Origin of the sequence: Nocardia sp. NPDC046763 (assembly GCF_040645495.1) — a bacterium.
In the GTDB taxonomy this organism is placed as follows: Bacteria; Actinomycetota; Actinomycetes; order Mycobacteriales; family Mycobacteriaceae; genus Nocardia.
This window is the reverse complement of record NZ_JBEYYI010000073.1, coordinates 1-6,141: the sequence shown is the minus strand read 5'-3', so window position 1 is coordinate 6,141 and position 6,141 is coordinate 1. Positions and strand designations below refer to the sequence as shown.

Below are 6,141 nucleotides of genomic sequence, written 5' to 3'. Positions count from 1 at the left end.
AGCTCGAACCGGCGGCCCGCACTGGAGCGCACGCCATTACCGCAGCCCGCGGCCACCGAGGCGGTCTCACTGGCCAAGGTCGCCGAGATGGGGCTGGCGGCCATGATCGCGCCGGGCCAGGATCCGCGCACCGCCATCATCGCCTGCTATGTCGCCATGGAAAGGGGTCTGGCGCAGGCGCGGGAGGTCGCCCCGCTGGCCTCCGACACCCCGTCCGAGGTGCTGGCGCGGGCCTTCGACCGCGGCTTCCTGCACGACGCGTCGGCCCGCGAACTGGTGGCCCTGTTCGAGGAGGCGCGGTTCAGCCCGCACTCCATGCTGGAGTGGCAGCGGATGCGCGCCGAGCAACTGCTCCGCATCGTGCTGGCCGATCTGCAGGGGCAGGCGGCATGAAAGACGCTGTGGCAGTGTGGATCTCGAGAGATCGAACGGGGGTCCGGCCATGAATCGGAGTGCGATCGTGGTGGGCGCGGTGGCGCTGGTCCTCCTGTTCGAGCTGCTCGCCCTCGGCGATCAGCGCGAGCATCTGGTCGCCCTCACCGCCGTTCCGGTGGCTGCTGCGCTGGGACTGCTGCTGTGGTCGCTGGTGGAGCGGTCGCGTCGGCTCGCCCCGCCCGAACCGGACGACAACGACATCGACAACGGCCCCGTCGAGATGCTGCACCGCTGGCAGGCGCGCGCCGAGATGCTGGCCGACCGCTCCGAGGGTTCGCGCGCCGACTGGGATCGGCACCTGCGGCCGCTGCTGGCCAAGGAATTCGAACTGACCAGCGGGTATCGGATGGCCAAGAACCGGCGTGCGCTGGAAGTGGCGGGACAGCTGCAGTTCGGGCCCGAGCTGTGGCGCTGGGTGGACCCGGCGAACTCGGCGCCACGTGATCAGGTCAATCGAGCACCCGGCCGCGAGGCCCTGGACGAAATCCTGCGCCGACTGCAGAACATGTGAGATGAGATGCGAGACATGCGATGACATCACCGATGGACGTGACCATCAAGCGCACCGATGCGGTGCTGCGTGAAGTATCCCGGGTCGTGGTCGGCAAGCGGGACGAACTGCAGCTGATCATGATCGCGGTGCTGTCCGGGGGCCACATCCTGATCGAGGACCTGCCCGGACTGGGCAAGACCCTCATCGCGCGCTCCTTCGCGACCGCGCTCGGGCTGAACTTCACCCGTGTGCAGTTCACTCCGGACCTGTTGCCCGCAGACCTCATCGGGTCGACGATCTACGACATGCATTCGGGTCGTTTCAGTTTCCGGCGCGGCCCGGTCTTCACCAATATGCTGCTGGCCGACGAGGTCAACCGCACCCCGCCCAAGACCCAGGCCGCGCTGCTGGAGGCCATGGCCGAGGGGCAGGTCTCCATCGATGGCGAAACCTTCCCGCTGCCACAGCCTTTCATCGTCTTCGCCACCGACAACCCGATCGAGTACGAGGGCACCTACCCGCTGCCCGAGGCCCAGCTCGACCGCTTCGCCATGCAACTGCGGCTGGGCTACCTGTCGGAGACCGACGAGATGAACATGATCCGCCGCCGCCTGGAACGCGGGTCGCAACCCGCCCAGATCGGGGTGGTGGTGGATGCCGACGGCCTGCTGGAGATGCGGCAGTCGGTGGAATTCGTGACGGTGCACCCGGATGTGGTGGGCTACGTCGTCTCGCTCGCCTCGGCCACCCGCGGGCATCCCCAGGTGGAGGTCGGCGCGAGCCCCCGCGCCGAACTCGACCTGGTGCAGATGGCCCGCGCCCGGGCCCTGCTGCACGGCCGCGACTACGTGGTCCCCGAGGACGTGAAGGCGCTCGCCGTGCCGGCCATGGCCCATCGCATCACGCTGCGCCCCGAGATGTGGGTCCGCCGCATCCGTGGCGAGGACGTGATCTCCGAACTGCTGCGCCGCCTGCCGGTCCCACGCGCCACCCAGGCCTGAGGCGCGTATGAAGCATCGCGACACGAGTACGGCGGTCGAGGCCGAATTGCGCTGGCGGCCCGCACCGTTGGTGTTCATGCTCGCCGCGGTGTCCGTGCCCGCACTGGTGCTGGCGCTGGTACTGGGGAAGTGGCAGCTGGTGGTGTTCGCCGCGCCCATGCTCGGGGTGCTGGCCACCGCGCCGCTGCAGCAGTCCCGCACCCGTATCCAGGTGGACGGGGCGGGGGTGCTGCGCTGCTTCGAGACCGAAGAGGTGGTGCTGACCGCCGCGGCGTTCGTGGAACGCGGGCACGCGCTGCTGCGGCTGCATCCGGAACCCTTGCAGAGCATGGAGGTCCACGTCGAGGAGACGGTGGACTCCGGGACCGCGCCCGCCGGGCTGCGGCTGGCGCTGTCGGCTCCGCGCTGGGGCCGATATCCGGTGCCGATGCGGGTGACCGCACTGAGCCCGGCCGGGCTGGCGGTGGCCTCGGTGCGCTTGTGTGCGGGCGAGGTATACGTCTATCCGATCACCGATCCGCAGCGGATGCGCCTGCCGCGCACCGAACTTCCCGAACGGATGGGTACCCATCTCACCCGGCGGGCCGGGCCGGGCGTGGAGTACGCGGATATCCGCGCGTATACGCCGGGAGATCAGCTGCGCACCGTGAACTGGCCGGTGAGTGCGCGGCGCGGCCAGCTGTTCGTGACCGAGCGCTTCACCAACCGGGCCGCGGATGTGGTTGTGCTGGTGGACACGTCGATGCAGGCGCCCGGGCCCGCGTCGGATTCGCTGGAGCTGTCGGTGCGCGGCGCCGCCCAGGTGGCCCAGTCCGCGCTGCAGGCGGGCGACCGCACGGCCGTGGTGTGCCTGGGCCGTACCCCGCGCTGGCTGCGACCGGATATCGGCCGCCGCCAGTTCTATCGCATCGTGGACGCCGTGCTGGATGTCGGTGACGAGCACATCCTCACCGAGGGCACGCTGGCGCCGCACGCCGCGGTGCCCATCGGGGCGGTCATCGTCGCCTTCTCGACGCTGCTCGACACCCAATTCGCCCTGGCCCTCATCGATCTGCGCAAGCGCGGCCACGTCGTGGTGGTGGTCGACGTGCTGCGCGGAACGCCGTTCGGCGACGGCCTGGATTCCACCCTCGCGCGCATGTGGCAGCTGGAACGCACCTCCATGTATCGCGATATGGGCACCGTCGGCGTCGACATCGTGTCCTGGCCCGAGGACACCCGCCTCGATCAGGTCATGCGCCTGCTGCCCGAACACCGCCGCACCGTGAGGGTCCGCCGATGACCAAGTTCCTCGCCGTGTTGTCCGGGCTGCTGCTGGCGGGTGCGGTGGCCATCGTGCTGCCGTGGGCCGCGATACCGGTGATCATCCTGGCGGTGGCCGGCTGGCGCTGGCGGGTGTGCGCGGTACTGGCCGTGCTCGCGGCCATGGCGGCGCTGGCCTGGGTCGGGACCGGGGCCCTGGTGGCGGGCGGCATCGGGCTGGTCGCGACCACCTACCTGCTGAACACGGCTACGGTGTCGGCTCCGGTGGGCGTGGTGCCGACGACGATTCCGTCGGTGGCCGGCGCACTGGTGTTCACGGTGGCGGCGGGGGCCGCGACCGTGCTGCCCACCGGACTCACCTGGGTGCCGATCCTCGCGCCGTTCACCGTGATCGCGTTGTACGCCTTGCTGGTTCGCGGACTGACCGACGACCGGACCGGCGGCCGAGCCGAGCACACGCCCGGCGGCTGAGGCGAAAATCGCTTCGAATCCGGCTGTGGGGCTGGTTCACTCGCGCCATGGACGAACAGCAGATGATCAAGGCCTCGAAACGCCTGTCGAGGCATCTACGGCACGCACCCGAGGCCATCGGCATCGAGCTGGACCCGGCCGGGTGGGTGGACGTCGCCACGCTGCTGTCGGCGCTGGGCCGGCACGGGCGAGCGCTCTCGCGTCCCGAACTGGACGAGGTGGTGGCACGGAACAACAAGCGCCGCTTCGAATTCGATGCGACGGGGACCCGGATCCGCGCGAGTCAGGGGCACAGTGTCGACGTTGACCTGGAGTATCGGGCGACCGTACCGCCCGCGGTTCTCTACCACGGCACCGTTGCCGCGGCCCTGCCCGGAATTCGCGCCGAGGGGCTGAAGCCCATGCGCCGCCACGACGTTCATCTGTCGGCGGATACGGAGACCGCCGTCAAGGTCGGGTCACGACGTGGCAGACCCGTGGTACTGACCGTGGCTGCCGGCGCGATGCACCGCGACGGGTACGAATTCCGGGTCAGCACCAATGGGGTCTGGCTGGTGGCCGCCGTCCCGCCCGGATACCTGTCCGGACTCTGAGCGGGGCGGCCGCCGCGGCGACTACTGGAGGGCGGGGGGCATGCGGGTCGGCTTGATGCGGCCGGCGTCGATGAGCGCCCGGAATGCCGCGGCTTTGCGCGCGCACTCCGCAACCGGGCAGCGGCGGTGCTGCTGCATGGTGCGATGGGCTTCCTGGACGCTCAGCGGGTGATCCGGGGCCAGATGCGACCAGGCGGAGGCGTCGGGGGTTGCCAGCGCTAATACGCTGCGTTCCTTGTTGATTCGATCGCGGATCCGTTCTACGGAGAGTCTGTTCGGATCCTGATGGGGGTGGTGCAGGCTCGTGATGGTGACGGCCATGATCACGAGCGTTGCGAGAGTGGCCGTGAACACTTGCCAGGCGGCCATTTGTTCACCTTCTCCGTGTCTTTCGGTCGTAGTCAGCTAGGTATTCGGTTGGTTAGCCAGATATTCACCATATTCCTGAAGACGTTACGCCTCCAGCGCGTCCTGGGTCAGGGTCAATCGAATTTCGGCCGCTTTGAGCAACTCCGCCGCCGCCGATCCCGCTGTCGCGCTGAAGGTTTGCGGCCATCTCGATATCCGGTATGCGACATATGGCCGGATTGCGGTGTCACCCACCGGGTCTCGGCCCGCGAATCAGCGCGCACTCCCCGCACGCCCTGCCCAACAAGATCAGGGAGCTCCCACCGGGGAAATCTGTCCGATTTCCCGCAGTGGGAGCTCCCTGATCTTGAAGCCCTGTTCGGGTTACGAGTGGGTGAGGACCACGTCCGCGAGGACGGGGGCGTCGTCGCGCTCGACGACGGTGACCGCGATGACGAGTTCGCCGTCCTGCTGCCAGATTCGGGAACGCAGGGTCTCACCGGGGTACATGACGCCGGCGAAGCGGGCGCGGAAACCCTTGACGCGGGACACATCCGAGGCCAGGACGGTGTCGGTCGCGGTCTTCAGGACCAGGCCGTAGGTGCACAGGCCGTGCAGGATCGGGTTGGGGAAGCCGGCGTTGCGGGCGAATTCGGGGTCCGAGTGCAGCGGGTTGCGGTCGCCGCACATGCGGTAGAGCAGCGCCTGCTGCGGCAGGGTGGGGGTCTGGACCTCGAAATCCGGTGCCCGGTCCGGAAGTTCGGTCTTCGCGCTGGGACCGCGGTCGCCGCCGAAGCCGCCCTCGCCCTTGGCGAAGATGGAGGAGCGCGACGTCCATAGGGGTGCGCCGTCGGAGCCGACGGCGGTGTCCTCACGCCAGATGACGGCGTTGGAGCCCTTGTCCCAGATCTCGCTGATCCGGCCGGAGATGCTGCCCTTGCCGGAGGCCGGGATCGGGCGGTGCACTGATCTCCTGGTGGCCGTGCACGACCTTCGCCAGATCGATGTCGATGCCGTCGAACTTCACCTTCGGCGGCTCGGTCTCGTGGAAGGACGGCGCGACGGTCGCGAAGGACGGCAGCACCTGCGGCTCGCGGTCGTCGACGTAGCGCAGCTCGGCGGCGTCGGTCCAGCGGTTGCCCGCGCCGAGCGCCAGGTTGTAGGTCTGCACATCACTGGCGGACCAGCTGAATTCGCGCGCGGGAATCTGCGCGCCGAGCGCGACACTCAAATCGATGGGCATGAAAGGTTCTCCTCGTCACTCGCGTCCGATGGTTCGGCGCGGCTCGTCTCCCCGCAAGCCGCCGCCCCGCTGACCGGGTCGCGCTCGAAAGTCTGGTTCCCGGCCCGCCGCCGGAAAGAGCGTTCGCGGCGGCGGGCACGGGCTGTTCAGTTGTCCGCGCCCCGCCTGGATAGAGCGGTACGACGGGGCATACGGGGGTGGGGTTGGGGCGGGCACGGCGGGACCCCCAACGCCCCCCACCCCCAACTCAAACCGGGTTTGGGGGGTGAGGATTGGTTATAGGCCCCCCGCGCC

At 69.1% G+C, this 6,141-nt stretch carries 7 protein-coding genes and 1 pseudogene; 6 read left to right on the top strand and 2 right to left on the bottom strand.

The features are described from left to right. The 6 genes from ABZ909_RS43305 to ABZ909_RS43280 all read left to right on the top strand — a co-directional run. Positions 1–393, top strand: a 393-nt coding sequence (locus tag ABZ909_RS43305) for a DUF4129 domain-containing protein (RefSeq protein WP_357012271.1), incomplete at its 5' end; no start/stop codon positions are given. 49 nt (positions 394–442) lie between these two features. Then, entirely contained in the window at positions 443–946 is a 504-nt protein-coding gene (locus tag ABZ909_RS43300; protein WP_357012269.1) for a hypothetical protein, read from the top strand. A 20-nt stretch (positions 947–966) separates the two neighbouring features. Continuing rightward, positions 967–1,929 (top strand): MoxR family ATPase, encoded by a 963-nt coding sequence (locus ABZ909_RS43295; RefSeq protein WP_357012267.1) that lies wholly within the window; start codon positions 967–969, stop codon positions 1,927–1,929. Between the two features lie 7 nt (positions 1,930–1,936). Next, entirely contained in the window at positions 1,937–3,211 is a 1,275-nt protein-coding gene (locus ABZ909_RS43290; protein WP_357012265.1) for a DUF58 domain-containing protein, read from the top strand. Then, a complete protein-coding gene (locus tag ABZ909_RS43285; protein ID WP_357012263.1) occupies positions 3,208–3,663 on the top strand; it encodes a hypothetical protein in 456 nt (151 codons plus the stop codon). Before ABZ909_RS43290 ends, ABZ909_RS43285 begins: the two co-directional genes overlap by 4 nt. A gap of 47 nt (positions 3,664–3,710) precedes the next feature. Further along, positions 3,711–4,256: an RNA 2'-phosphotransferase gene (locus ABZ909_RS43280; protein ID WP_357012261.1), complete on the top strand. Its 546-nt coding sequence runs from the start codon at positions 3,711–3,713 to the stop codon at positions 4,254–4,256. A 21-nt stretch (positions 4,257–4,277) separates the two neighbouring features. Here ABZ909_RS43280 and ABZ909_RS43275 read toward each other — a convergent pair whose 3' ends face one another. Then, positions 4,278–4,625 (bottom strand): hypothetical protein, encoded by a 348-nt coding sequence (locus ABZ909_RS43275; protein WP_357012259.1) that lies wholly within the window; start codon positions 4,623–4,625, stop codon positions 4,278–4,280. A gap of 363 nt (positions 4,626–4,988) precedes the next feature. Further along, positions 4,989–5,847: pseudogene (locus ABZ909_RS43270) on the bottom strand (MaoC/PaaZ C-terminal domain-containing protein). Between the last annotated feature and the right edge of the window lie 294 nt (positions 5,848–6,141).